24 protein-coding genes are annotated in these 23,934 nt (G+C 55.3%); 19 read left to right on the top strand and 5 right to left on the bottom strand.

All coding sequences use genetic code 11. The annotated features are described in order from the left end of the window. Positions 1-85: 85 nt before the first annotated feature. Entirely contained in the window at positions 86-952 is an 867-nt protein-coding gene (locus M655_RS17765; protein WP_035423389.1) for a GNAT family N-acetyltransferase, read from the bottom strand. Positions 953-958: 6 nt separating this feature from the next. After that, the gene (locus M655_RS17760) at positions 959-1,435 is read right to left on the bottom strand and encodes an HIT family protein (RefSeq protein ID WP_026558442.1); all 477 of its coding nucleotides are present in this window, start codon (positions 1,433-1,435) and stop codon (positions 959-961) included. 188 nt (positions 1,436-1,623) lie between these two features. Between M655_RS17760 and lepA the strand changes: the two genes are divergently transcribed. The 13 genes from lepA (at position 1,624) to M655_RS17695 (ending at position 15,116) form a co-directional block, all read left to right on the top strand. Beyond that, positions 1,624-3,441 carry a translation elongation factor 4 gene (gene lepA, locus M655_RS17755; RefSeq protein ID WP_005833110.1) on the top strand — a complete coding sequence of 606 codons (1,818 nt, stop codon included), beginning with the start codon at positions 1,624-1,626 and terminating at the stop codon, positions 3,439-3,441. Positions 3,442-3,542: 101 nt separating this feature from the next. Further along, positions 3,543-4,685 (top strand): radical SAM family heme chaperone HemW, encoded by a 1,143-nt coding sequence (gene hemW / locus M655_RS17750; protein ID WP_005833109.1) that lies wholly within the window; start codon positions 3,543-3,545, stop codon positions 4,683-4,685. Between the two features lie 194 nt (positions 4,686-4,879). Beyond that, positions 4,880-5,905 carry a heat-inducible transcriptional repressor HrcA gene (gene hrcA / locus M655_RS17745; RefSeq protein WP_005833107.1) on the top strand — a complete coding sequence of 342 codons (1,026 nt, stop codon included), beginning with the start codon at positions 4,880-4,882 and terminating at the stop codon, positions 5,903-5,905. A 77-nt stretch (positions 5,906-5,982) separates the two neighbouring features. Further along, on the top strand, positions 5,983-6,510 hold the full coding sequence (grpE, locus tag M655_RS17740; protein ID WP_122952721.1) for a nucleotide exchange factor GrpE: 528 nt from the start codon (positions 5,983-5,985) through the stop codon (positions 6,508-6,510). 51 nt (positions 6,511-6,561) lie between these two features. Continuing rightward, on the top strand, positions 6,562-8,391 hold the full coding sequence (gene dnaK, locus M655_RS17735; protein ID WP_005833103.1) for a molecular chaperone DnaK: 1,830 nt from the start codon (positions 6,562-6,564) through the stop codon (positions 8,389-8,391). A 155-nt stretch (positions 8,392-8,546) separates the two neighbouring features. Next, positions 8,547-9,680: a molecular chaperone DnaJ gene (gene dnaJ / locus M655_RS17730; RefSeq protein ID WP_005833102.1), complete on the top strand. Its 1,134-nt coding sequence runs from the start codon at positions 8,547-8,549 to the stop codon at positions 9,678-9,680. 71 nt (positions 9,681-9,751) lie between these two features. Beyond that, a complete protein-coding gene (prmA, locus tag M655_RS17725) occupies positions 9,752-10,693 on the top strand; it encodes a 50S ribosomal protein L11 methyltransferase (protein ID WP_005833100.1) in 942 nt (313 codons plus the stop codon). A gap of 18 nt (positions 10,694-10,711) precedes the next feature. Beyond that, complete coding sequence (locus M655_RS17720; protein WP_005833098.1) at positions 10,712-11,470, top strand: 16S rRNA (uracil(1498)-N(3))-methyltransferase; 759 nt, start codon at positions 10,712-10,714, stop codon at positions 11,468-11,470. Between the two features lie 24 nt (positions 11,471-11,494). Continuing rightward, positions 11,495-12,853, top strand: a complete 1,359-nt coding sequence (gene mtaB / locus M655_RS17715; RefSeq protein WP_005833096.1) for a tRNA (N(6)-L-threonylcarbamoyladenosine(37)-C(2))-methylthiotransferase MtaB — start codon at positions 11,495-11,497, stop codon at positions 12,851-12,853. Continuing rightward, the gene (locus M655_RS17710) at positions 12,850-13,278 is read left to right on the top strand and encodes an NUDIX hydrolase (protein ID WP_005833094.1); all 429 of its coding nucleotides are present in this window, start codon (positions 12,850-12,852) and stop codon (positions 13,276-13,278) included. The genes mtaB and M655_RS17710 overlap by 4 nt, the downstream gene beginning before the upstream one ends. A 3-nt stretch (positions 13,279-13,281) precedes the next feature. Then, on the top strand, positions 13,282-13,947 hold the full coding sequence (gene deoC / locus M655_RS17705) for a deoxyribose-phosphate aldolase (RefSeq protein ID WP_005833092.1): 666 nt from the start codon (positions 13,282-13,284) through the stop codon (positions 13,945-13,947). Between the two features lie 112 nt (positions 13,948-14,059). Continuing rightward, the gene (locus tag M655_RS17700) at positions 14,060-14,458 is read left to right on the top strand and encodes a CidA/LrgA family protein (RefSeq protein ID WP_005833091.1); all 399 of its coding nucleotides are present in this window, start codon (positions 14,060-14,062) and stop codon (positions 14,456-14,458) included. Beyond that, positions 14,451-15,116 (top strand): LrgB family protein, encoded by a 666-nt coding sequence (locus M655_RS17695; RefSeq protein WP_005833089.1) that lies wholly within the window; start codon positions 14,451-14,453, stop codon positions 15,114-15,116. The genes M655_RS17700 and M655_RS17695 overlap by 8 nt, the downstream gene beginning before the upstream one ends. On the opposite strand, the gene M655_RS17690 is transcribed toward M655_RS17695, so the two are convergent. Then, entirely contained in the window at positions 15,097-16,071 is a 975-nt protein-coding gene (locus M655_RS17690) for a Na/Pi cotransporter family protein (protein ID WP_007777562.1), read from the bottom strand. The two genes, M655_RS17695 and M655_RS17690, sit on opposite strands and share 20 nt — an antisense overlap. 133 nt (positions 16,072-16,204) lie before the next feature. On the opposite strand from M655_RS17690, the gene M655_RS17685 reads away from it, so the two are divergent. After that, a complete protein-coding gene (locus M655_RS17685) occupies positions 16,205-17,500 on the top strand; it encodes a class I SAM-dependent rRNA methyltransferase (RefSeq protein ID WP_005833084.1) in 1,296 nt (431 codons plus the stop codon). A 116-nt stretch (positions 17,501-17,616) separates the two neighbouring features. Here M655_RS17685 and M655_RS17680 read toward each other — a convergent pair whose 3' ends face one another. Then, on the bottom strand, positions 17,617-18,111 hold the full coding sequence (locus tag M655_RS17680; RefSeq protein ID WP_007777570.1) for a hypothetical protein: 495 nt from the start codon (positions 18,109-18,111) through the stop codon (positions 17,617-17,619). Positions 18,112-18,345: 234 nt separating this feature from the next. On the opposite strand from M655_RS17680, the gene M655_RS17675 reads away from it, so the two are divergent. Continuing rightward, complete coding sequence (locus M655_RS17675; protein ID WP_005833082.1) at positions 18,346-19,473, top strand: D-alanine--D-alanine ligase; 1,128 nt, start codon at positions 18,346-18,348, stop codon at positions 19,471-19,473. Between the two features lie 192 nt (positions 19,474-19,665). Here the strand turns inward: M655_RS17675 and M655_RS17670 are convergent, their stop codons facing one another. Further along, entirely contained in the window at positions 19,666-21,048 is a 1,383-nt protein-coding gene (locus M655_RS17670) for a UDP-N-acetylmuramoyl-tripeptide--D-alanyl-D-alanine ligase (protein ID WP_005833080.1), read from the bottom strand. Between the two features lie 255 nt (positions 21,049-21,303). On the opposite strand from M655_RS17670, the gene M655_RS17665 reads away from it, so the two are divergent. The 4 genes from M655_RS17665 (at position 21,304) to M655_RS17650 (ending at position 23,931) form a co-directional block, all read left to right on the top strand. Then, a complete protein-coding gene (locus M655_RS17665; protein ID WP_005833078.1) occupies positions 21,304-21,627 on the top strand; it encodes a histidine triad nucleotide-binding protein in 324 nt (107 codons plus the stop codon). A 112-nt stretch (positions 21,628-21,739) separates the two neighbouring features. Then, positions 21,740-21,913 (top strand): 30S ribosomal protein S21, encoded by a 174-nt coding sequence (gene rpsU / locus M655_RS17660; RefSeq protein WP_005833076.1) that lies wholly within the window; start codon positions 21,740-21,742, stop codon positions 21,911-21,913. 17 nt (positions 21,914-21,930) lie between these two features. Further along, a complete protein-coding gene (locus tag M655_RS17655) occupies positions 21,931-22,377 on the top strand; it encodes a GatB/YqeY domain-containing protein (RefSeq protein WP_005833074.1) in 447 nt (148 codons plus the stop codon). A gap of 219 nt (positions 22,378-22,596) precedes the next feature. Beyond that, a complete protein-coding gene (locus M655_RS17650; protein ID WP_026558441.1) occupies positions 22,597-23,931 on the top strand; it encodes an NfeD family protein in 1,335 nt (444 codons plus the stop codon). Positions 23,932-23,934 lie beyond the last annotated feature (3 nt).

Here is a 23,934-nt window from a genome sequence, read left to right as displayed (position 1 = left end):
AACCGGACTTTTCCCGTCACGAGGAAAAGGTCCGGTTGTTCGTTGCTGCAAGGCAATTGGCGAGGCATGTGCTTGCCCACAGCACTCAGCCGTATATTTGCGCGCCGATGGCGAAGTACGTGCCGGCCCGGGGCGGCAAGCGATCTGCATTCGCGACCATGACAGGCGGGTGGGACGCCTTTTGGAAGCCGTTTTGCTCCAAAAAAGCAAGGAAGGCAGGCTGTCCATCCGGTACGTCGATGCGCACCTGGCCCGGATGGTTTTCCGTGAGCTTGCCCAGCAACTGGATCGCCATGTCGGCATCCTGCGCGACAATCGGCCCGGCGATCAGGTTGACTGGCCCTTGGATGGCAAAGCCGTAGCCGACGGTCGTGCCGGATTCGGTTTTCGCTACCAGACAGGTTGCTGCTTGCCGCATGCGTGCTTGCAGAAAATGCTCGCGGCGGCTGCCGAGTGCCTGCTGGTCCAGCAAGGCGACGCTTGCGAAGTCCGCTTCGCTCATCGGGACGATCTGATACGTCGCTGTTGGAGGGAGCGGCGGTGCTGCGAGCTTGCCGCCCGGGCGCACAAACTTGTGGATGCGCTCGACGGTGGCAAAGCCGAGGCTTTTGTAGAGCGGCTCCCCGTCGGCTGTAGCGATGAGCATGATGGTCGTATCGCCCGGCACCGCAGCCAGACAGGCTTGCATCAGGTCGCGCCCGTATCCGCGGCCGCGGCACGATTCATGCACGATCACCATGCCGACCGTAGCCAGTCTGTCTTCATAGGCGATGATCGCCGCAGACGAGACGACCCGGTCGCCGTCATCCTTGTGCCCGAATACTTTGCCGATAGACAAAATCGTGCGGATTTCCGCTTCGTCATAGTCCCAGCCCACTGAGTCGGACAGCGCCATCAGATCGGGAATGTCTGCGACAGACAAGCTGTGCAGGCGGTGGGTCGTGCTTTTCACGTTGGATCAGTCTCCGTTTCGTTGTAGTTGCTCTTTGTCGCTTCTCGCTTGTAGCGCATCGGCCAGAAGTTTGCGTGTCTGCGGCAGGCGAGCCGCGGCTCCGTGCTCGTGCTGCGGCTCGCTCCAGGCGAAGCCGTCGCCGTGGAAGCGAGGAATGACATGCAGGTGAAAATGGGTCAGCTCGTTGAAAGCTCCGCCGTTTTGACAGAGCGTAATCCCGTCAGGCTTATACACACGGCGCAAGACACGGGAGAGGAGAGTCGCCGCTTCCGTAACGTTTTGCATCGTGCGCGCATCCAAATCTGTCCATTCGACGAGGTGCTGCTTGGGGAGAATCAGCGTGTGTCCCTCCGAAAAAGGCTCGATATCGAGCAGACACGTCACCCACTCGTTTTCATAGACGACGTGGGCGGGCACCAGAGAAAGGGCCAAACGGCAGCCCAGACAGTCGATTTGCTCCGAATACACGCGTTGCTTTTGCATGCCAATCTCCTTTTTCCATCACTTTATCATAAAAAGAAAGTTTTGGTGACGAGCAAAAACGTGACAAGCGCCGTATTCTCTTTGGTTGCTCTTTATATCAAGCGTTTGTTATAATTACCGTTAGTGTATTTTTTCGAGGCGCAATCTGTACGTTTGAATGGATTCGCGTGGGAGGGAACGAACAGCACATGGATCGCCGTGAAAGACAAAAAAGGATTCGAAATTTTTCCATCATCGCCCACATTGACCATGGAAAGTCGACGCTGGCAGACCGGATTTTGGAACTGACCGGAGCGTTGACTGCACGTGAGATGGAAGCCCAGTTTCTGGATACGATGGAGCTGGAAAAAGAGCGCGGGATTACAATCAAGCTGAATGCCGTGCGTTTGAACTATAAAGCAGATGACGGAGAGGAATACATTCTCCACCTGATCGACACACCTGGACACGTAGACTTTACGTACGAGGTTTCCCGCAGCCTGGCTGCCTGTGAAGGAGCGATTCTCGTCGTGGACGCCGCTCAGGGGATCGAAGCCCAGACGCTTGCCAACGTCTATTTGGCGCTGGACAGCAATCTGGAGATCATTCCGGTCATCAACAAGATCGACCTGCCAAGCGCGGAGCCTGAGCGCGTGAAGCAAGAGGTAGAGGACGTCATCGGGCTGGATGCCAGCGAAGCGGTGCTCACCTCTGCCAAAGCAGGCATCGGGATCAAGGAAGTGCTGGAAGCGGTCGTGCAAAAGGTGCCGGCTCCAGAGGGAGATCCGGACGCGCCGCTGCAGGCACTGATTTTCGACTCGTATTTTGACGCGTACAGAGGGGTTATCGCTTCGATCCGCGTCATCAACGGTACGCTTAGAAAAGGCATGAAAATCAAAATGATGGCGACCGGCAAGTCGTTCGAGGTGACGGAAATCGGTACCTCGACGCCGCGCCAGACGCAAGTGGAAGAGCTGACTGTCGGCGACGTAGGCTACGTGGCTGCTTCGATCAAAACCGTTGGCGACACGCGCGTCGGGGATACGATTACCGATGCGGCCCGTCCTGCTGCCGAGCCGCTGCCAGGCTACCGCAAGATCAACCCGATGGTATTCTGCGGCCTGTACCCGATCGAGACGAACGAGTACAACGACCTGCGCGAAGCATTGGAAAAGCTGCAGCTCAACGACGCGTCGCTGCAATTCGAGCCGGAGACGTCGCAAGCGCTTGGCTTTGGCTTCCGTTGCGGCTTCCTGGGACTTTTGCACATGGAGATCATCCAGGAGCGCATCGAGCGCGAGTTCAACATCAACCTGATTACGACGGCTCCGAGCGTTATTTACCGCATTACCCGGACAAACGGGGAAGTGTTCGAGATCGACAACCCGTCGAAAATGCCGGAAGCGCAAAAGATCGAAATGATCGAGGAGCCGTACGTGCTCTCCACCATCATGGTGCCAAAAGAGTACGTGGGCGACGTCATGCAGCTTTGCCAGGGCAAGCGCGGGGAGTTCCTCGACATGCAGTACATGGGGGAAAACCGCGTGCAGCTCAAATACGACATGCCGCTTTCCGAGATCGTCTACGACTTCTTCGACATGTTGAAGTCGGGTACGCGCGGATACGCCTCTTTTGACTACGAACTGGCAGGCTACAAGCCGTCCAAGCTGGTGAAGATGGATATCCTCCTGAACGGCGAAATGGTCGACGCCTTGTCGTTTATCGTGCACAAGGACACGGCATATGCCCGCGGAAAAGTCATTTGCGAAAAGCTCAAGGAGCTGATTCCGCGTCAGCAGTTCGAGGTGCCGATTCAGGCGGCCATCGGGCACAAGGTCGTGGCTCGCGAAACGATCAGCGCCTTGCGCAAAAACGTTCTCGCCAAGTGCTACGGCGGGGACATTTCGCGGAAACGCAAGCTGCTCGAAAAGCAAAAAGAAGGAAAGAAGCGCATGAAGTCCGTCGGCTCCGTCGAGGTGCCGCAAGAAGCGTTTATGGCTGTATTGCGCATGGATGATAAGAAGTAGGCCTGACCTTGTGTCAGGTCTTTTCCATTCGTCGACAAGCGCGCAGCCTGGCGCGACCGGGTTTTTCACCTGTATTTCAAACACGAAGGAGGGGAAGCGTCATGATGCCGCAATCGGTGTACATCCACATTCCCTTTTGCACAAATAAATGCTATTACTGCGATTTCAACTCGTTTGTGACGAACAACCCGCAACTGGTCTGGGACTACCTGGACGCCTTGGACAAGGAGATGGAGCTGACGTTTCGCGAGCAGCCAGTCCAGGAGGTCAAGACGATCTTCGTCGGCGGAGGCACGCCTACGTTTCTCGACCACGCCCAGATGCGAAAGTTTTTGCAGACCGTCCAGACTCACCTCGGCGCATACTGGACGGACGACATCGAATTTACGATGGAAGCCAATCCGGGGACGACCGACGTGGAAAAGCTGCGGATCATGCACGAGCTTGGCGTCAATCGGCTCAGCTTCGGCGTGCAGTCGTTTGACAATGCCCTGTTGAAGCGGCTGGGGCGGATTCACGACCGGGACGACGTGTACCGTAGCATCGAGAACGCGAAGCAAGTCGGGTTTGCAAACGTGAGCATCGACTTGATGTTCGGCCTGCCGGACCAGACGATGGAAATTTTTCGCGAGACGCTGCACAAGGCTTTCGAGCTGGGGACGACACACTTTTCCGCGTACAGCCTGAAGGTCGAGGAAAATACGCTTTTCCACACGCTCTATCAAAAAGACCAGTTGCCGCTCCCGTCGGAAGAGACGGAGCTTGCGATGTACATGGTGCTGATCGAGGAGATGGAGCGCCACGGCTATCCGCAGTACGAAATCAGCAATTTCGCGAAGCCGGGCTTTGCGAGTAAACATAATAAAACCTATTGGCTCAATCGTGAATACTATGGGTTGGGGGCGGGTGCCCACGGCTACGTGTGCGGGCAAAGACATGTCAACGCCGGGCCGCTTACGATCTACATGCAAAAATGCAAGGAAGGCTTGCCGCGCGTCGAGCAGTTTGCGGTGCCGAAGGAAGATGCGATGGAGGAGCAGATGATTTTGGGGCTGCGCTTGCGGGAAGGGGTCGACCTGGCCGGGTTCGCCTCGCGATTTGGCGTGTCTGCACATGACGTTTTCGGGACGATAATAGAAGAAGAGATTGCCAAAGGCATGCTGGAAGAGCAAGACGGCTGTCTGAAGCTGACCAAACAGGGACTTCCACTCGGAAATGAGGTATTCGCGCGTTTTTTGCGCTAAAATCAGGGCATTGCTGGCGAAATATGTGAGATTTTGACCGTGTATCTCGCTCAAGTCCGTTGACAAATCCTTCTACTATTGATACCTTAGTAAATAGATTTAGCACTCGTTAAGTATGAGTGCTAACAAACGCTCCGAAACAGTGAGCGACAACATCTTTCTTTTCATGCTCAACGGGGAGGCGAGCGACATCCATGTTATCTGACCGTCAACAATTGATTTTGAACGCGATTGTCGATAATTACATTCATTCTGCCGAACCGGTTGGTTCCCGGACGATTTCCAAACGGGAGGACATCGGGTTTTCTTCGGCGACCATTCGCAACGAGATGTCCGACTTGGAAGAGCTGGGGTACTTGGAGCAGCCCCACACGTCGGCAGGGCGAGTTCCTTCTACAAAAGGATACCGTTTTTACGTCGACAATCTGATTCAGCCGCAGGACTTGAGCGAGGCCGAATTGGGCAAACTGAAACAGTTGTTTGCCGAGCGTATTCTCCATTCCGAACAGGTGGTAGAGTACACGGCTCAAATTCTTTCCCAGTTGACCAATTACACGGCAATTGTCCTGGGGCCGGAGATTTTTGAGCATCGGTTAAAACATATTCAAATCGTTCCTCTGAACGAGACACAGGCGGTTGCGATTGTCGTTACGCATACCGGGCGTGTGGAGAACAAGCTGATCGATCTTCCCGAAGGCATTGGCGTAAGCGAAATCGAGCGCCTCGTCAACCTGTTGAATGCCAAATTGACCGATGTGCCGCTGTGGCAGTTGAGACAGCGCGTCTATCAGGAAATATCGGGCGAGATGCGCCGCTATGCGGAGCAGTACGAGGAAATGCTGAAGATTCTCGACAAGTCGCTGACACACGAAGAGGAGCGCGTTTACTTACGCGGTGCGACCAAGATCATGAACCAGCCGGAATTCCGCGACGTAGATAAGGTCAAGGACATTCTGGAGCTTCTGGAGCAAAACGATCAGCTTTTGCACTTGATCGGGATGCCGGGAGAGGGACTTACGGTGCGCATCGGTCAGGAAAACCAGCTAGACGCGATCAAGCAATGCAGTATTATTACCACGTCCTACTCGCTTGGAGGCAAGCCGGCAGGGATGGTTGGAATACTTGGCCCGACGCGAATGGAATATGGCAAAGTCATTTCCGTACTCAATTATTTGGCAGAAGGCTTATCGCGCATGCTGACTTCGCAGTTTGAGAAATAAATGGAGGACGGCTCCGCTGATTTTTTGCCAATCAGGAAAAGAGCCCCCAGGAGGTATCGACGTTGAGCGAAGAAAAAATGACCCAAGATCCGTCTGCCGCAGAAGAGCAAGTCAATGAGGCAGCCGGAGAGCAAGAGACGGCCGAGGTGAACTGGGAGCAGGAAGCAGCCCAGTGGAAAGCGCAGGCGGAGGAACATCAAAACCGCATGCTGCGCGCCATGGCTGACATGGATAACCTGAGACGCCGTGTGCGCAAGGAGCAGGAAGATCTGGCCAAGTACGCTTCCCTGAAAATCGTGGAAGAGCTGCTGCCGGTTCTCGACAACTTCGAGCGCGCGCTTGCTGCCGACAAGGAATCCATGACGGTAGAATCGCTTTTGGAAGGAGTCAACATGGTGTACCGCCAGATGGTGCAAGTTTTCGAAAAAGAAGGCTTGAGCGCCATCGAGGCACAAGGAAAGCCGTTTGACCCGCACGTTCATCAGGCTGTCATGCAGACCCAGAACCCTGAATTTGATTCGGGCGTCGTAGTGGCCGAACTGCAAAAAGGATACATGTTCAAGGACCGCGTCGTTCGTCCGGCGATGGTTCAAGTGAACAAGTAAGCTTGATTTCACCCATTCATTCGATGAGAAAGTGTTAGGAGGACATATTGTATGAGTCGCGTAATTGGTATTGACCTTGGAACAACTAACTCTTGCGTAGCGGTAATGGAAGGCGGCGAACCAGTCGTCATCGCCAACGCCGAAGGAAACCGCACCACTCCTTCTGTCGTCGCTTTCAAAAACGGCGAGCGCATCGTAGGGGAAGCGGCAAAACGCCAGGCGATCACCAACCCTGACAACACCGTTATTTCCATCAAGCGTCACATGGGTACTACCCACAAGGAAACATTGGAAGGCAACCAGTACACCCCTGAGCAAATCTCTGCGATGATTTTGCAAAAGCTGAAAGCAGACGCCGAGGCTTACCTGGGCCAGCCTGTGACGCAGGCGGTGATTACGGTGCCTGCGTACTTCAACGACGCCCAACGCCAGGCAACCAAAGACGCTGGTAAAATCGCCGGTCTGGAAGTGCTGCGCATCGTGAACGAACCAACCGCAGCTGCCCTTGCATACGGTATGGAAAAGACCGAAGACCAAACCGTCCTCGTATATGACCTCGGCGGCGGTACGTTTGACGTTTCCATTCTGGAACTGTCCGACGGCTTCTTCGAAGTAAAAGCGACCTCCGGCGACAACAAGCTGGGTGGAGACGACTTCGACGATGTGATTATCAACTACCTCGTCAGCGAGTTCAAAAAAGAACACGGCATTGATCTGTCCAAAGACCGCATGGCGATGCAGCGTTTGAAAGACGCGGCGGAAAAAGCGAAAAAAGACTTGTCCGGCGTACTGACTACGACGATCTCGCTGCCGTTTATTACAGCAGATGCGACAGGTCCAAAACACTTGGAGATGAACCTGACTCGCGCCAAATTCGAAGAACTGTCCGCTGAACTCGTAGAGCGCACCATGGGTCCAACCCGTCAGGCGCTGAAAGACGCAGGCTTGACGCCAAGCGATATTGACCGCGTCATCCTTGTCGGTGGTTCTACACGCATTCCGGCTGTACAGGAAGCGATCAAGAAGTTCATCGGCAAAGAACCGCACAAAGGCGTGAACCCGGATGAAGTGGTAGCGCTGGGTGCTGCCGTGCAAGCAGGGGTACTGACTGGTGACGTGAAAGACGTCGTGCTGCTCGACGTAACTCCGCTCTCCCTCGGTATCGAAACATTGGGTGGCGTATTCACCAAGCTGATCGAGCGCAATACGACCATTCCGACCAGCAAGTCCCAAGTGTTCTCTACAGCTGCTGACAACCAGACTTCTGTAGAAATCCACGTTCTCCAGGGCGAGCGCCAGATGGCTGCCGACAACAAATCGCTGGGCCGCTTCACGCTGTCCGATATCCCGCCAGCGCCGCGCGGTGTTCCGCAAATCGAAGTTTCCTTCGATATCGACGCAAACGGTATCGTGAACGTGCGGGCAAAAGACCTGGGTACAGGAAAAGAGCAACGCATCACCATCACGTCCAACTCCGGTTTGTCTGATGAAGAAATCGAACGCATGGTAAAAGAAGCCGAGCTGAATGCGGAAGCGGACAGAAAGCGCAAGGAAGAAGTCGAAATCCGCAACGAAGCTGACCAGCTCGTATTCACTACCGAGAAGACGCTGAAAGAAGTGGAAGGCAAGGTAGACCAGGCGGAGATCGACCGTGCGAACGCTGCCAAGGACAAAGTGAAAAAAGCGCTGGAAGGCGGCAACATCGACGAAATCAAAGCTGCAAAAGACGAACTGTCCGAGATCATCCAACAAATTTCCGTGAAGCTCTATGAGCAGGCTGCACAAGCGCAGCAAAATGCAGGGGGCGCAGCAGAAGGTCAAGAACCGAAGAAGGACAATGTCGTTGATGCTGACTATGAAGTGGTAGACGAGAAAAAGTAATCACGAAGGAAGCGGGAGGGGAGAGCGATTCTCCCCTCGCTCCCCGCGATGTGACCCCATGGAAGTCAAAGTCACGCAAAAGCTGACTTTGACTTTTTTTCGGGTCTGTCACATGCTATGATAACAGTTGACTGTCATGGGAGTGATATTAGGAGATGAAACGCGATTACTACGAGGTTCTGGGAGTAGCCAAGGACGCGGACGCGGAAGAAATCAAGAAAGCGTACCGGAAGCTTGCCCGCCAGTACCATCCGGATGTAAATAAAGCCGCTGATGCGGAAGAAAAGTTCAAGGAAGTCAAGGAAGCTTACGATGTCCTGTCTGAACCGCAAAAACGCGCGCAGTACGATCGTTTCGGCCATCAGGACCCGAATCAGGGCTTTGGCGGCGGAGGGTTTGACACGTCGGGCATGGGCGGCTTCGGAGACATTTTTGACATGTTCTTCGGTGGCGGCGGCAGACGCGCGAACCCGAACGCGCCGCGCAAAGGGGCCGATCTGCAATTCGGCCTGAGCATTGATTTTATCGACGCGATTTTTGGAAAAGAAACCGATGTGGAAATCCCGAAAGAAGCGGAGTGCGATACGTGCCTCGGCTCCGGGGCCAAACCGGGAACAGGCGTCGAGACGTGCAAAACTTGTCACGGTACCGGGCAGCAGGAAGTGGCAGCGAACACGCCGTTTGGCCGCATCGTCAACCGTCGCGTCTGCTCCACGTGCGAAGGCAAAGGAAAAGTTTTCAAAGAAAAATGCTCCACGTGCCGAGGCAGTGGACGCGTCAAGATACGCCGCAAAATTCATCTCAACATCCCGGCAGGTGTCGATGACGGAGCGCAATTGCGCGTCTCGGGCGAAGGGGAACCGGGAGCCAACGGAGGGCCTCCAGGTGATTTGTACGTCGTGCTGCGCGTGAAAAGCCACGAGTTTTTCGAGCGCGAAGGCAACGATATTTACTGCGAAGTGCCGCTCACTTACGCACAGGCGGCGCTCGGCGACGAGATCGAGGTGCCAACCGTGGATGGCCGCGTGAAGCTGAAAATCCCGGCGGGAACACAGACAGAAACCTTCTTCCGCTTGCGTGGAAAAGGTGTGCCGCACCTGCGCGGCAACGGCCGTGGCGATCAGCACGTCAAAGTGCGCGTCATCACGCCGACGAAGCTCAGCGACAGGCAAAAAGAGCTTCTGCGCGAGTTGGCTGAACTGTCCGGAGAGAAGCCGGGACAGCATGGCGCAGGCGGAGAAGACGAAAGCTTTTTTGAAAAAATGAAACGGGCATTCCGCGGCGAGTAATCGGTCGCGGTTTTGTCCGCTTGCAGTTAAACAAGTTCATCAGGAAAGCAAAAGTGGGGAGTGGTAGATTCGTGAAATGGTCAGAAATCAGTATCCATACAACAGCGGAGGCTACGGAGGCGGTGTCCAGCCTTCTCTATGAAATGGGGGCTAACGGTGTCGTCATCGAAGACCCGGAGGTGCTCTATCGCGAGTGGGATACCCCCTTTGGCGAAATCTACCAGCTCTCTCCTGACGATTTTCCGGCCGAGGGCGTATTCGTCAAAGCGTATTTGCCCGTTGACAGCAGCGAGTTGATTGATGTCGTGGAAGAATTGAAAGAGCAACTGGCGCAACTGACCGACTACGGCCTGGACATCGGCAAGGCGTCGATCGCCGTAAACGATGTTCACGAGGACGAATGGGCCCACGCCTGGAAAAAGTATTACAAGCCTGTGCACGTCTCTGACCGGATGACGATCAAGCCTGTCTGGGAAGAGTATGAGCCGCGCCACCCGGAAGAAATCATCATCGAGATGGACCCGGGAATGGCTTTTGGGACAGGGACGCATCCGACGACGATTCTCTGTTTGCGCGCGCTGGAAAAGTATTTGACAAAAGGCGATCGCGTGTACGACGTGGGAACCGGAACGGCGATTTTGAGCATTGCTGCGATCAAGCTGGGGGCCAAAGACGTGATTGCGATGGACTTGGACGAGGTGGCGGTGCGCTCCGCCCAGGCCAACACCGAGCTGAACGGCGTGAGCGAGCACATCACCGTCAGACAGAACAACTTGCTGGATGGCATCGAGGAGCAGGTGGAGGTCATCGTCGCCAACATTTTGGCGGAAGTCATCTTGCGCTTCACAGACGATGTATTCCGCGTGCTGAAGCCAGGCGGCACGTTCATCGCATCCGGCATTATCGCGGCGCGGGAAGCGGACGTCAAAGCCGCTTTGGTCGCTTCCGGGCTTGAAGTCGTGGAAACCATTTTCATCGACGACTGGGTAGCAATTGTCGCAAAAAAACGATAGAATAGTGAGGTTGGCGAGATGCAACGATATTTTGTCGAGCCACATCTCTTTCATGAGCATGAGCTAACGATTATCGGAGACGATGTTCACCATATCGTAAACGTGATGCGAGCGCGGATCGGGGACGAAATCCTCGTCTCGGACGGAGCGGGCAGATCGGCGCGAGCCAGGCTCGTCAGTTTGTCTGCCAAGGAAGTCCAGGCAGAAGTGATCGAACTGCTCCAGGAAGAGCGCGAACTGCCGATCCGCGTTACCATTGGGCAAGGCATGCCAAAAGGCGAGAAGATGGAGTGGATCTTGCAAAAGGGGACGGAACTCGGAGCGTACTCCTTTTTTCCGTTTTCCTCTGAACGGACCATCGTCAAACTGGACGCCAAAAAAGAAGCGAAAAAGCTGGAGCGCTGGCGCAAAATCGTCAAGGAGGCAGCCGAGCAGTCGCACAGGGCCGTTTTGCCTGAGCTGCTCGCACCTGTTTCGTTTCGCGAGGCGCTTGCGGCAGGGCAAGCCTATACGCATGTGGCCATCGCCTATGAAAAGGAAGGCAGTACAACCGTTCATGAGGTGCTGGAGCAGATGTCGGCTGGCGATTCCCTGCTCGTCCTGATTGGCCCTGAAGGGGGCTTTTCCCCGGAGGAAGTAGCCCAGGCGGAGAGCAAAGGATTTTTGACAGTGTCGCTTGGCCCCCGCATTTTGCGCACGGAAACGGCAAGCCAATACGTGCTCGCCGCCGCTTCCTACCAGTTTGAACGAAAAGCTTCATCGCATCGCAAAGGATGAGCGCAAGCGAAAGGAGGAATGGCAATGTCTACCGTTGCTTTTCATACATTAGGCTGCAAAGTGAACAGCTATGAGACAGAGGCGATCTGGCAACTGTTCAAGGCAGAAGGCTACGAGCGAGTCGACTTTGAACAGGACGACGCCGATGTTTACGTGATTAATACTTGTACCGTTACGAATACAGGTGATAAAAAGAGCCGTCAAGTCATCCGCCGCGCGATTCGCCGCAACCCGGACGCGATTGTCGCGGTAACCGGCTGCTATGCGCAAACATCTCCCAGCGAGATCGCGCAAATCCCGGGCGTGGATATCGTCGTGGGAACGCAAGGCCGCGAGAAGCTGACCGAATACGTCAAGCAAATTCAAGCCGAGCGCAAGCCGATCAACGCGGTTGGCAACATCATGAAAGCTCGCGAGTTTGAGGAGCTGGACGTCCCGAACTTCACGGACAGAACCCGCGCCTCGCTGAAAATTCAGGAAGGCTGCAACAACTTTTGCACGTTTTGCATCATTCCGTGGGCGCGCGGCCTGATGCGCTCCCGCAAGCCGGAGAGCGTTGTCGAGCAGGCGAAAAAGCTGGTGGAAGCAGGCTACCTGGAAATCGTTCTGACCGGGATTCATACAGGCGGATACGGCGAAGACCTGGAAGACTACAACCTGGCCAAGTTGCTGGTCGACTTGCATCAGGTGGATGGGCTCAAGCGCATCCGCATCAGCTCGATCGAGGCGAGCCAGATTACCGATGAAGTCATCGAAGTCATCAACAATTCCGACCGCGTCGTACGCCATCTGCACGTGCCGCTGCAGGCGGGCGACGACGAAGTGTTGAAGCGCATGCGCCGCAAGTACACAACGGCTGAGTTTTACGAAAAAATGGTGAAAGTGCGTGAAGCGCTGCCGGGTGCGGCGATCACCACAGACGTCATTGTCGGCTTCCCGGGCGAGACCGAGGAGCAGTTCATGAACGGCTACAACTTCATCAAAAAAATCGGCTTTGCGGAGCTGCACGTATTCCCGTACTCGATGCGGACAGGTACGCCAGCCGCCCGGATGACCGATCAGATTCCGGAAGAGGAAAAACACGAGCGCGTAACGAAATTGCTTGAGCTGAACCAGGAGCTGACCATGGCGTACTCCAAGCAATTCGTCGGCGACGTGCTGGAAGTGATTCCAGAGCGCCCGTTCAAAGATGCGCCGGACAGCGGCCTGTTGATGGGCTACTCCGACAACTACCTGAACGTCGTGTTCCCTGGCGACGAGAGCATGATCGGAAAAATTTGCAAGGTCAGACTGGACAAACCAGGCTCTGAATATTGCCAAGGGACTTTTGTCCGTGTCGTTGAGACGGAGCTGCTGCCTTATTTGAAGGAGCGAGCCATATGAAGGAGATATCGGCAGGAGGCGTAGTCTATCAGTTGCAAGACGGACAGCACATGCTTCTTTTGATCGAAGACCGCTATGGCAAAGTCACGCTGGCAAAAGGCAAGCAGGAAATCGGCGAGACGATTGAAGAAACCGCTTTGCGTGAAGTGTTGGAGGAGACAGGAGTCGCAGGGCGTCTCGACGCCAAGCTGGACATGATTACCTACGTCTACACGCATCCGGTGACGGGGGAGTCCGTCGACAAGGAAGTCCACTATTATCTGGTGGAAGCCTACAATACAGAGATTACAGTGCAACTGGAAGAAATCAACGATGTTCATTGGCATCCTGCCAAAGAGGCCTGGGAGCTGCAACTGCAGCGCGGATACCGGAACAACGACGACATTTTTCGCCTTGCCTTCCAAAAACTCGGGATTGAGGTGTAGTTTATGCAATTGAACAAATTTATCGACCATACCCTTTTGAAGCCGGAAGCTACGCAGGAGATGATCGACAAGCTCTGCGCGGAAGCGAAAGAGCACGATTTCATGTCTGTGTGCGTCAATCCATACTGGGTGAAGCGTTCTGCCGAGCTGTTGGCGGGTACAGATGTGAAAGTGTGCACCGTGATCGGCTTCCCTCTGGGAGCGAACACGACGGCGGCAAAAGTGGCGGAAACGCGCGACGCGATTGCCAACGGCGCAACAGAAGTCGATATGGTGCTGAACGTCGGCGCCCTGAAATCCGGTGACCTGGAAACCGTGAAGCAGGATGTGGCTGCCGTGAAGCAAGCGGCGGGAGACGTGCTTGTGAAAGTGATTTTGGAGACAGGTCTTCTCACGGACCAGGAAAAAGAAATCGCGTGCAAGCTCTGCGTGGAAGCAGGCGCGGATTACGTGAAAACGTCCACCGGCTTTGGACCAGGTGGAGCAACGGTAGAAGACATTGCTTTGATGCGCAAAACCGTCGGCCCTGATATCGGGGTAAAAGCATCCGGCGGCGTGCGCGACGGCGAGGCAGCTCTCGCGATGATCGAGGCAGGGGCGAGCCGTATCGGTACAAGCTCCGGCATTTCGATTGTGACGGGCGCAAAAGCAACAGGCAGCGGATACTAGCATGCACAAGCAAAGCCTGGCCAAGTAAGGCCGGGCTTTTTCCTACTTTTTTTGCATGAAACGACCGAAACAAAAGAAGACGAGAGGAGAAAGCGGGAGAGGGGTGTGGCAGATGAAAATGGTCACGGGGATCGGTATTCTTCTTGCTTTTTATGGAGTGGGGGTGCTTGCGAGCAAGTGGCTGCATATCCCTTTGCCTGGCAACCTGGTCGGGATGCTCTTGTTGACGCTGGGGCTTGTCACGGGCTGGGTTCGGATGGAGTGGGTAGAGCGGGCGAGCACGTTTCTCGTTCGCCACATGATGCTGTTTTTCGTTCCGATTATCGTCGGGGTGGCCAGCTATTTGAATTTGTTTGCCCAGGCTCCATGGTCGATTGCGCTGTCGATGATTGTAGCGCCGATGCTCGTCATGCTCGTGACTGGCCGTGTCGTCCAGAGCTATTTGCGCCGCCAGCAGCAGAAGAAGACGCAAGCTTCCGTGCCGGAAGGAAGGAGGACGCTGGATGCTTAGCCAATGGTTCGCGATCCTGGTCACGCTGGCGGGCTATCGCGGGGCGATGCTGGTCAACGCCCGCTTTCCCCGCTTGCAGCCGCTGATTGTGGCGGTCGTGCTCGTCTGGGTCATCTGGTGGGCCGCAAGCGGTGACTGGGAAGCTTTTTCTGCCGGAGGACAGTGGATTTCGTTCTGGCTCGGTCCGGCTACCGTCGCGTTGGCGGTTCCGCTCGCCAGACAAATCAGAGAGTTTGCCCACATCTGGCGCGGCGTTTTGCTCGGAGTCTGCGCGGGGTGTGCCGTGGCGATTGCGTCTGTGTATGCGATCCACTGGTGCTTTGGCTCAGACGATATGCTGCTGAAAAGCATGCTGAGCAAATCGGTCACGACGCCGATTGCGTTGGAGCTGGCTGCCTCGATTGGCGGAGTGCCTGCTCTCGCTGCCTTTTTTACCGCACTGACAGGCATGGTCGGAGTGATGATCGCGCGACCTGTCCTCAAATGGGGCCGGATTACAGATGACTGGGCAATCGGGATCGCCGTGGGAACGAGCGCGCATGCGATTGGAACAGCCAGCTTGAACCGGATTTCCCCTGTCCAGACAGCGGCTTCGAGTGTCGCGATGATCGTTGCGGGCGTCGTCACCTCGCTCTACCTCATCCCGTTTTCTTTTTAAGCCATACGGTCGGTGTAGGCGGCTGCCGCTTATCTGGAATGATCCACTGGATGAAGCGGGCAATCTGGGGCACAAACGGCAAGGCGGCCATGGAGCAGATCAGATTGAAGAGCGTCTGCGAATGGGCGATTTGCATCGAAGGGCTTGCCGTTAAAAAGGCGCTGACCTGGGCAAGCTGGGATAAAAAAGGCAAAAAGACAATCGCGCCTGCGACGTTGAAGAGCGTATGGCACCAGGCAACCTGCTTCGAGGCCGTATTCGTTCCGATCGCGGCAATGACAGCGGTGAAGCATGTGCCGATATTGGCCCCAAGCACGATGGCAAGCGCTGTCTCCATGGACAAAATCTGATGGGTGAGCAGCCCCATCGTAATGACGGTCGTCGCTGATCCGCTGTGGATGAGCGCGGTGAAAATGATCCCGGTGACAAGCCCGATCCAGATGGAGTGGCTGCTTTCCAGGAAAAGGGAGCGGAACGTCTCGGACTGTTCCAACGGCTTTGCCATCAGCTTCAACGTATCAATCCCGAGGAAGATCAGGCCGAAGCCCGCAATGACAAGCCCTGTGCAGCGAACGTTCGGGCGGGGCATCAGCCAGAGAGCCACGCCGACGAGCAACATCGGGATGGCAAACGACTCCAGTTTCAATGCGACCAGCTCTGTCGTCACCGTTGTGCCCAGATTGGTCCCGAGGATGATGCCGACTGTCTGGGCGAACTGGATGATGCCCGCATTGGTCAGGCCGATGGTCAGGACGGTTACGGCGCTGGAGCTTTGCAGGACAAACGTGGCGATCAGTCCGACCCAGAAGCTATGGTAGGGCGTGCGGGTGAAGCGCGACATCCATTCTTCCATTTTTTTGCCTGCCAGATTTTGAAAGCCGGTCCGCATCGCATACATACCAAGCAGAAAAAAACAGAGCCCGAGCGTAAACGGGGCGAGGATGGAGAACATCACAAGTTGGGTTCCTCCTTCTTGATTACAATAGCAAGCGAGGCTGGCCGTTAAAAACGCGGGGCCAACCGTAAAGGAAGTTACTATAACGCTATGCCTGTACAGGGGCAAGCATGACAAGGAGAGGACTGACTGCATGGCGAGAGTGCTACTGAATCAGCATCGGAAAAAGCGGCTAGAAGCGGGCCACCCGTGGGTTTTTCAGTCGGAAGTATTGGAAATTCAGGGCGAGGTCGTGCCGGGTGAAATCGTCGAAGTGACGAACCACAAAGGACACTTTTTGGCAAAAGGCTACATCAACCCAGCATCGCAAATGATCGTGCGCATTTTGAGCTACGACCCGAACGAAGCGATCGACTATGCGTTTTTCTTGCGCAAAATCAGACAAGCTGCACAGTTTCGCGACAGATTTGTGGACAACCCGCGCGCCTGCCGTGTCATTTACGGCGAGGCCGATTTTTTGCCTGGGCTGATCGTGGACCGCTACGAGGATACGCTGGTCGTACAAGTTCTTTCGCTGGGCATGGAAAAGCGGATCGACTGGATTTCCGATGCGCTCGTGGAAGTGTTTGCGCCGACGGGCATCTATTTGCGCAACGACGTGCCTGTGCGCAAGCTGGAAGGGCTGGCGGAAGGAAAAGGCGTTCTGTACGGAGAATGTCCGCGTGAAGTATTGATCGAGGAAAACGGTCTGAAGTACTATGTGGATATCGTCGAGGGGCAAAAAACCGGATTTTTCTACGACCAGCGGGAAAACCGCGCTTCGATCGCGCCATTGATGAAAGGGTGGGGCGAAAAGCACGGCATTACACTACAGCAGGTAGAAACAGATGGCGAGCAAAAGCTCATGCCCGTCGACAAGCGGGGAAAAGTAGTCAAAAATCCGTTCTGGGACGGGGCAGAGGTGCTGGAGTGCTTCACGCATACAGGCTCGTTCACGCTGAACGCCTGCAAGCACGGGGCGAAAAAAGTGACGGCGCTCGACATCTCCGAGCACGCCATCGAAACGGCGAAGCGCAACATCACCTTGAACGGCTTTTTGCACCGCGTCGAGTTTGTCGTAGCCAATGCGTTTGACTATTTGCGGGAAAACGTGGAGGCGGGCAAAAGCTGGGACGTGGTCATTCTCGATCCGCCAGCTTTCGCCAAGTCGCGTGGCGCAGTCAAAGGCGCCTGCCGCGGTTACAAGGATATCAACCTGAACGGGATGAAGCTCGTCCGTCCGGGCGGTTTTTTGGTCACTGCCTCCTGCTCGTACCATATGTCGCCGGAGCTGTTTTTGGAAACGATCCAGGAAGCGGCCGTCGATGCGAAAAAAATCTTGCGGCTGATCGAGTGGCGCGGAGCCGGGAAAGACCACCCGCAAATCAGCGGGGCCGACGAAGCGCATTACTTGAAGTTCGCCATTTTTGAAGTGCGCGATCGCAAGTAGAAAAAGAAAACAGCGCCGAAGCGTATCTGGCGCTGTTTTTGCGTTCACGTGGAATGGGGTCGCTGCTCGCGCTAGCTGGCTGACATCCGCGCGCCGATTTCGCCAGCCTGCCAGGCTTACTGCGCAAACTGCTTGTCGTTTTTCACCTGCCGGACGAGGTCGAGAGCTTTTTTGAAGCCGAGCTCTTTTCCGAGCAAGACTTGTCCTTCGGCGGGGGTAGCGGCGCGGGCCTGGCTTAATGTTTGCAACTCGTGGGTCAGCAAATGCTCGATGAGGTAGAGCTGGACCTGGCCGATTTCGCGCTCGCTCTTGCGGTTCCGCTCCCGGAACTTCGCCCGTTGCTGGCTTTCCTCCACATATTTGTCGATGTCATCCTCGAGAAAATGGGAGGCGTTGCAAATAATTTGCCGATAGTCATCCGTCTGGGAGGGAATCGGCCGGATGGTGTGACCGAGGTGAGCGAGCAAAAATTTGTTCAGGACGATGCTGTCCCGCGTGTAGTCGTTGTGAAGGAGCGAGTACTCCCCCAAAAAGGCGCCGTTGTCTTTGTCATAGCTGTGCAGCAGCGTGTACGTGGAGCAATACGTACAGTAAAGCAAGTAGTCTCTCATGGACATCCCTCCAGCAAAATAGCTCCATGACAGGGTTTTTACTTCCCATGATATGACGAAGTTTCGCGGTGGGTGATACTTGCTTCTCTTGTATTTGCCGGTCGGTTTGTGTATGCTAAATGACGAGCTTTTGCCCGGTACAAAGTGCAGATGCTGGGCGCGTGCATAGCATAGGAGAGAGATGAAACTAAGGTAGACTCTTTGCCTGCCACAGAGGAAAGGAGCATGGCACGGATGGGAACAGAAAAAATCCGTCTGGGAATTATTTATGGGGGAAAATCCTCGGAGCACGAGGTTTCTTTGCGGACAGCCTTGTCGATCATGAAGGCTGTGGATGCGAATAAATACGAGGTAACGCCAATTTACGTGCAATTGGACGGCTCCTGGGTAAAAGGAGAGGCGCTGGCAGGCCAACTGCCGGAAAAAATCGACGCGCTGCGCTTGACGACAGGCGACCAGGCGATCAACCAGGCAACCGGATCGGGACAGGAACTCATCCCGGCGAGCAAGCCGGCATCGTTGTTTTCCATCGGCCAGCAGGTAGATGTGATCTTTCCGGTCGTCCACGGCCCAAACGGCGAGGACGGCACGATTCAGGGGATGCTCGAGCTTGCCAACCTGCCTTATGTCGGCACGGGCGTCATGGCCTCCGCGGTCGGCATGGACAAATGGATGATGAAAACCGTCTTCGCCCAAGTCGGTTTGCCGCAGGTCAAGTACGTCGGTCTTTTGCGCTCGCAATGGGAGAAAAACCCCGAGGAAGTCGCGGAAAACATCGAGCGCAAACTCGGCTATCCGTGCTTTGTCAAGCCAGCGAACATGGGCTCTAGCGTCGGGATCAGCAAGGCGAAAAACCGTGCGGAGCTGGTGCAAGCGCTCAATCTGGCTGCCCGTTTTGACCGCAGACTGATCGTGGAAGAGTTTGTCCAGGCGCGGGAGCTGGAAATTGGCGTACTCGGCAACGAGGAGCTTGTGACGTCTGTGGTGGGCGAGATCATCGCCGCCAAGGAATTTTACGATTACGAAGCCAAGTACAAGGGAGCGGGCACAGAGTTGTCCATTCCTGCCGTCATTCCCGAGCATGTCGCAGACGGGATCGCCGACATTGCGAAAAAAGCGTTCCAGGCGCTGGATGGTTCCGGGCTCTCCCGCGTCGACTTTTTCTGGGACGAGAAAAATGACAAACTGTACATCAACGAAGTGAACACGATGCCAGGCTTCACGCCGTTCAGCATGTACCCGATGCTGTTTCAGGCAGCGGGTGTCAGCTACAGCGAGCTGATTGACCGCCTGGTGCAGCTCGCGCTCGAGCGCCACGCTGACAAGCAGCGCAACATCGTCGAAGCGGAAGGGTTGGAATAGGCAAAAGGAAAGGTGCTAGCAAATAGCGCCTTTTTCTTTTTCGCCACGCCGCCCGCAAAAAGCCAAAAGCGAACAGCAGGCACACCGGGCTCTTGACCCGAGCACGCCCCCGGCACGCTGCGAGCCGCAGGAGCCATAGCCGCTGCCGCACATGAAACAGCGCCTCCCGTACAGGACGAGAGGCGCTGTTTTTTAATCGCGATTTTCCAGATCGGAGAGCAGCGTCCACAGCTCCATGCCTTTTGACGCTTTGAACAAAAAGGCGTGGCGCTCGTCGCGCAGCGGCAAAAGAGCGGAAAGCGCCTCGGCCTTCGTGGCAAAATGCAGCTTGTGGCCGCCGTAGGCATCGTGCAGGTGGCGGCTGTCTTCGCCGACGGTGACGAGCAGCTCGATGCGGTCCGCAATGTCTGTGAGCGCTTGGCCGACTCCCGCGTGCATCTGTGCGCTTTGCGGGCCCATCTCGTACATGTCGCCGAGCACGAGCACTTTTTTGCGGGCGAAAAACAGCTCGGCAAACGTGCGCGCAGCAGCTTCCATCGACGACGGGCTGGCGTTGTAGGCGTCGCTGATGTACAGCGCGCCGTGCCTGGAGGGCACCTGCTCAAAGCGCATGGCGGACAGCTTGACAGTCGACAATGCTTCGACGATCTGCTCGGCGCTCATGCCAAGGCGTCTAGCGATGGCGACAGCTGGCAGGGCGTTCAGCACGCTATGCTTGCCGTGCAGCGGGAGGAAGGCGGAAAAGCGCTCCCCAGAAGCGAAGCAGACGTCAAACTGCGTCCCGCTGTCGGTCGGCTCGATTTGCTCTGCCCACAGGTCACAAGGCTCCTTGACCGAGTAGTACATGATCTCGCCGGAATACAGGTGGGCAATGCGCGGCAAGTACTCCGAATCCTTGTTCAGCAGGACGAGGCCGTCCGGGGCTGTATGCGGCAGCAGCTCTGCCTTGGCGAGCGCAATTTTTTCCCGCGTGCCGAAAAACTCCAGATGCGATTCGCCAATGTACGTAATCACGCTGATTTGCGGCTTGACCAGGCTGGCGAGCAAGTCGATTTCCCCGGCGTGGTTCATCCCCAGCTCCAGGACGGCGGCCTGATGTTCCGGCTCCATTTGTAGCAAGGAAAGCGGCACGCCTAAATGATTGTTCAAGTTTTTATATGTCTTGTAGACAGGGGAGCGCGCTTCGAGTACGTGGGCTACGATGTCCTTCACCGTCGTTTTCCCGATGCTGCCCGTAATCGCGATATGCGGGATCGAAAAGTCTTTCCGATAGGCGGCTGCCAGCTTTTGAAAACCGCGCAACGTGTCGTTGACGAGAATCAGCCCGAACTCATCGGGCAAGCCCGCAGGAATTTTTTCCTGATTGGATACGAGCGCCGCGACTGCTCCTTGCTCGGCTGCTTGCAGCAAAAAGTCGTGGCCGTCCCGAACGCCGCCAGTCAGCGCCACGAATAAAGAACCCGCTTTCAGTTGGCGGGTGTCAAAGTGAACGGATGACAAGACAAGATGCGGGGAGCCTGCCAGCAAGAGTCCTTCTGCATTGATTGTGGCCTGTTCCAGTGCAATTGGTTTCATGTGCACGAACTCCTTTTTCTATTGATCCATGGATCTATCTCCACCGGGAAGCCGACAACGCGAACGTGAAGCTGCGAAGTCGTGTTGTTCACGAACTCGTGAATCCTCGAAGTCATGCTACCACGCGCCCGGGAAGGCCGCAAGACAAAAGTGCGGGACTGGCCGTTGCATTTGCCGCGTGCCGTCCGCTATCATGATACTGTCTGTGCCTTGAAATCGTCGAAGCCATATACATAGCTGAAAGGGGTTGCCAAAATGGAGAAGAGCATTTTTACCCGGATTATGGAGGGCGAAATTCCAGCCCGCGTGGAATACGAAGACGAACAGGTTATCGTCATTCATGACATCGCACCAAAGGCGCGCGTCCATCTGCTGATTATCCCGCGCAAGCCGATTCCGACACTGATGGATGTGACGGAGGAAGATTTGCCGCTGATCGGCCACATTCACCGGGTGGCGCAGACGTTGGCGAAAAAGCTGGAGCTGTCCGGTTTTCGCCTGGTAAATAACTGCGGAAAAGAAGGCGGACAAGAAGTTTTCCACATTCATTACCACCTCTTGTCAGGATTTCACGAATAAAAATGAACTAAAGGTTGACCTTCATTAGTCATCTATCCTATAATGAAGTGTGACAGTCTGTTCGTACCACGATTCAGGCGTCCCACGGTTTTAGCGGAGGGAGGGAAGACAAATGGCAGAAATTCGAGTCAAGAAAAACGAGTCTTTGGATAGCGCACTTCGCCGCTTCAAGCGTGAGAGCGCCAAATCCGGGGTGATGGCGGAACTGCGTAAACGTCGTCACTTTGAGAAGCCTAGCATTAGGCGCAAAAAGAAATCCGAAGCAGCTCGCAAACGTAAGTATTAATGGACGGAGGGCCCATCATGAGTGTAATGGAGCGACTCGATCAAGATATGAAGCAAGCAATGAAAGACAAAGCTGCTCTAAAACTCTCTGTTATTCGCATGGTGAAAGCCGCTTTAAAGAATGAAGAGATTAACAAAGGCAGAACTTTGTCTGAAGACGAAGTGCTGACCATCTTGACTCGTGAGTTAAAACAACGCCGTGAATCCCTCCACGAATTCGAGAAGGCAGGCCGTGAGGAACTTGCCTTAAAATCGCGCGAAGAGATCGACGTGCTCTCCGCTTACTTGCCCGCTCAGCTCAGCGAAGACGAAATTCGCGATATCGTTCGGGAAGCAATTGCCGCCACAAATGCCGCCTCCAAAAAAGAGATGGGCAAAGTGATGGGGGCAATCATGCCGAAAGTGAAAGGCAGAGCAGACGGAACCCTCGTGCAAAAGATTGTATCTGAGGAACTACCATCGTAGACAAGCAACACCTCATATAGATACGAACGAGAAAACTCAGCCAGATGATGGCTGGGTTTTTTCTTTTCCCCCAGAGGAATTTGCGGTACATACGGCTTGCGGCGTGTCAAGGTGCTTGAGCGGTCATCTTATTGACAAAAATCTGAAACAATCTTCTCTCTCCTTCGTATACCTTATTGGGCATAAGTTGAAGCTGATACGAGGAAGGAGGTAAATGCAATGACTGCAACAAGGCCAGCTTTACGCCGTGTGCGATTGCTCTTTTCGTTTCTCTGCCTGATGATGGGGCTTTCGATGTTTTTGGCAGCGCCAGGGACGTTTGCACAGTCTTATCAAAAAGCCGTCTGGATTCCGGTAGACAACACGATTGAGCGCGGCCTGGAGAGCTTCTTGGAGAGAGCTTTCGCGGACGCGCAGGAGCAGCAGGCAGACCTTGTCATCTTGCATATTAATACGCCAGGTGGCGAAGTGGATGCTGCCGACCAGATTGGGCAGCTCATCCGCCAATCTCCCATGCATACCATTGCCTACATTGACAATCAAGCTTTTTCAGCGGGTACCTACATCGCTTTGAATGCCAATGAAATCATTATGACGCCAGGCAGCAGCATGGGGGCGGCGACTCCGATTGACCTGGCAGGCAACGCAGCCGATATCAAGTTCATCTCCGGATGGAGCAAAAAAATGTCGGCGGCCGCCAGCTTGAACAATCGCAACCCTGATGTGGCGCGGGCCATGGTCGAAATGGATACGGAGTTTCCCGGCTTGAAGCCGAAAGGAACGGTGCTCTCGCTCGACGCCCAGCAAGCCAAAACGTTGGGCTACGCGGACCGCGTCGTTTCCGGCAAGGAAGAGCTGCTGGCCAGCCTTGGTGTTCCGGGCGATTCCCTTCAGGTGATCGAGCCGACAGGTGGGGAAAAGGTCGCGCGCTGGGTGACCAGCCCGTACGTCATGAGCCTGCTGTTGGTCATCGGCCTGGTAGGAATTGTGGTTGAGCTGTTTGCACCCGGCTTTGGGGTCGCGGGTACGATCTCTCTGGTTTCCTTCGGCCTGTATTTCTTCGGTCATTATGTGGCAGGCTTTGCAAACTGGCTGCACATCGGTCTGTTTGTCATCGGAATTTTACTCATGATCTTGGAAATATTCCTGCCAGGCGGTATCGTCGGAGCGATCGGGTTTATCAGCATCGTGACCGGCCTGGTGATGGCTGCCTACGACACGCAGCAAGGGCTCGCCTCGCTGGGGCTCGCGGCAATCGTCACGGCTCTGGTGGCATTTCTGCTCATCAAACGGTACGGCGTCAAAGGTCTGCTTGGCAAATTCGTTCTCGGCGACGCGCAGCGCAACGAGGAAGGATATGTGGCGCCGAAGGACCAGCGTGACCTCGCAGGGAAAACAGGTGTTGCCCTGACGCCTTTGCGTCCGGCTGGTGTCGTGAAAGTGGATGGAAAACGCGTCGATGCGGTTTCGGCCGGAGGCTTTATCGACGCCGGAACGGCGATTGTCGTCGTGCAAGTGGAAGGCACGCGCGTCGTCGTAGCCGAACAAGGATAAAGG

Source organism: Brevibacillus sp. NSP2.1 (assembly GCF_000470975.2).
GTDB lineage: Bacteria > Bacillota > Bacilli > Brevibacillales > Brevibacillaceae > Brevibacillus > Brevibacillus agri.
Note: the sequence above shows the minus strand (reverse complement) of the source record. Positions and strands in the feature narration are given on the sequence as shown.

Excerpts from the sequence above, each read along its gene's own strand:
- M655_RS17760 (WP_026558442.1), bottom strand. The coding sequence starts at position 1,435 with ATGCAAAAGCAACGCGTGTATTCGGAGCAAATCGACTGTCTGGGCTGC.
- lepA (WP_005833110.1), top strand. The coding sequence starts at position 1,624 with ATGGATCGCCGTGAAAGACAAAAAAGGATTCGAAATTTTTCCATCATC.
- hemW (WP_005833109.1), top strand. The coding sequence starts at position 3,543 with ATGATGCCGCAATCGGTGTACATCCACATTCCCTTTTGCACAAATAAA.
- hrcA (WP_005833107.1), top strand. The coding sequence starts at position 4,880 with ATGTTATCTGACCGTCAACAATTGATTTTGAACGCGATTGTCGATAAT.
- grpE (WP_122952721.1), top strand. The coding sequence starts at position 5,983 with ATGACCCAAGATCCGTCTGCCGCAGAAGAGCAAGTCAATGAGGCAGCC.
- dnaK (WP_005833103.1), top strand. The coding sequence starts at position 6,562 with ATGAGTCGCGTAATTGGTATTGACCTTGGAACAACTAACTCTTGCGTA.
- dnaJ (WP_005833102.1), top strand. The coding sequence starts at position 8,547 with ATGAAACGCGATTACTACGAGGTTCTGGGAGTAGCCAAGGACGCGGAC.
- M655_RS17720 (WP_005833098.1), top strand. The coding sequence starts at position 10,712 with ATGCAACGATATTTTGTCGAGCCACATCTCTTTCATGAGCATGAGCTA.
- mtaB (WP_005833096.1), top strand. The coding sequence starts at position 11,495 with ATGTCTACCGTTGCTTTTCATACATTAGGCTGCAAAGTGAACAGCTAT.
- M655_RS17710 (WP_005833094.1), top strand. The coding sequence starts at position 12,850 with ATGAAGGAGATATCGGCAGGAGGCGTAGTCTATCAGTTGCAAGACGGA.
- deoC (WP_005833092.1), top strand. The coding sequence starts at position 13,282 with ATGCAATTGAACAAATTTATCGACCATACCCTTTTGAAGCCGGAAGCT.
- M655_RS17700 (WP_005833091.1), top strand. The coding sequence starts at position 14,060 with ATGAAAATGGTCACGGGGATCGGTATTCTTCTTGCTTTTTATGGAGTG.
- M655_RS17695 (WP_005833089.1), top strand. The coding sequence starts at position 14,451 with ATGCTTAGCCAATGGTTCGCGATCCTGGTCACGCTGGCGGGCTATCGC.
- M655_RS17685 (WP_005833084.1), top strand. The coding sequence starts at position 16,205 with ATGGCGAGAGTGCTACTGAATCAGCATCGGAAAAAGCGGCTAGAAGCG.
- M655_RS17680 (WP_007777570.1), bottom strand. The coding sequence starts at position 18,111 with ATGAGAGACTACTTGCTTTACTGTACGTATTGCTCCACGTACACGCTG.
- M655_RS17675 (WP_005833082.1), top strand. The coding sequence starts at position 18,346 with ATGGGAACAGAAAAAATCCGTCTGGGAATTATTTATGGGGGAAAATCC.
- M655_RS17670 (WP_005833080.1), bottom strand. The coding sequence starts at position 21,048 with ATGAAACCAATTGCACTGGAACAGGCCACAATCAATGCAGAAGGACTC.
- M655_RS17665 (WP_005833078.1), top strand. The coding sequence starts at position 21,304 with ATGGAGAAGAGCATTTTTACCCGGATTATGGAGGGCGAAATTCCAGCC.
- rpsU (WP_005833076.1), top strand. The coding sequence starts at position 21,740 with ATGGCAGAAATTCGAGTCAAGAAAAACGAGTCTTTGGATAGCGCACTT.
- M655_RS17655 (WP_005833074.1), top strand. The coding sequence starts at position 21,931 with ATGAGTGTAATGGAGCGACTCGATCAAGATATGAAGCAAGCAATGAAA.
- M655_RS17650 (WP_026558441.1), top strand. The coding sequence starts at position 22,597 with ATGACTGCAACAAGGCCAGCTTTACGCCGTGTGCGATTGCTCTTTTCG.